Annotated in this window: 2 protein-coding genes and 1 pseudogene; 2 read left to right on the forward strand and 1 reads right to left on the reverse strand. The window is 62.7% G+C overall.

Annotated features, from left to right (window positions below; genetic code table 11):
- Positions 1-275: alcohol dehydrogenase catalytic domain-containing protein (locus ABT116_RS50530; protein ID WP_351648633.1), on the reverse strand; the 275-nt coding region annotated here is incomplete at its 3' end.
- Here ABT116_RS50530 and ABT116_RS50535 point away from each other — a divergent pair.
- Together ABT116_RS50535 and ABT116_RS50540 are read left to right on the forward strand one after the other, a co-directional pair.
- A complete protein-coding gene (locus tag ABT116_RS50535; protein WP_351648637.1) occupies positions 250-798 on the forward strand; it encodes a thioesterase domain-containing protein in 549 nt (182 codons plus the stop codon). The genes ABT116_RS50530 and ABT116_RS50535 overlap by 26 nt on opposite strands.
- A pseudogene (locus tag ABT116_RS50540) lies at positions 795-1,011 on the forward strand (hypothetical protein); the annotation flags it as partial. The gene ABT116_RS50535 and the pseudogene ABT116_RS50540, both read left to right, overlap by 4 nt.

A 1,011-nucleotide genomic window follows, 5' to 3' on the forward strand; every position in this document is an offset into this window, starting at 1 on the left:
AGACATTGCCTGCACGCACCGCAACTGCGATAGCTCAACAACACGTGATCGCCGGGCACGACCTTGTCGATCGACGAGCCGACGGCCTCGACCACCCCCGCTCCTTCGTGCCCGAACACGCAGGGGCCGAGCCTTTCCGGTAGCACCGACTTCGTGAACAAATCTGTGTGGCACAGGCCGGTAGCGACGATGCGAACAAGGATCTCGTCTGCGCGGGGTTCGTCGATTTCAACGGTGTCGAGTGTGCGTGTGGTCGGGCTGCTCGACACCGTCATGGCCGGCGAGGTCGTGCCGGACACCGAGGCGGAACGACGCAAGCGCTGGGAGCGCTACGGCAAGTTCGCCAAGCGCACCTACAACCTGGATGTGCCGCTGCCGCTTGACGTTCTGGCTTCCACCGAAGCCGACGAGGATCAGATCCAGATCTTGATGGACATGATCAAGATGAGCGGCGCCAAGATTCCCGGCGGCATCATCGAGCATCAGCGGACGTCGTGGTTGGACAATCGCGCCATCCAGACGGCCGAGTTCAGCAGCTACGACGGCGACGTCGTGCTCTACATGGCCGACAAGTACCACGACGAGCTGATGACGCTCGAGCCTGCATTCAAGACCCGCAAGGCGGATGGTGGCTGGGGTGACTACGTGAAGAACCTCGAGGTCGTCTACATCGGCGGGGACCACCTGCAGATCGTCGACGAGCCGTACATCGCGAAGGTTGCGGCAGACCTCACCACCAAGCTGGCCCAGATCGAGACAGCTCAGACCAAAGCAGCGGAAACCGGAGTTCAGAAGTGACGACAACCACCGCGGAGAAGCTCGCTGAACTCCGCGAAAAGTTGGAGAAGGCAAAGGAACCCGGCTCGGCTCGGGCCATTGCCAAGCGCGATGCAGCAGGGCACAGCACGCCGCGCCAGCGCATCGACATGTTGCTCGACCCCGGTAGCTTCATCGAGCCCGAACAGCTGGGCGTGCACGTGCGCGACCCAGAACGCCACCCCGGTCAGCAGG

This window comes from Streptomyces sp. NPDC002130 (assembly GCF_040296465.1).
Taxonomy (GTDB): Bacteria; Actinomycetota; Actinomycetes; order Streptomycetales; family Streptomycetaceae; genus Streptomyces.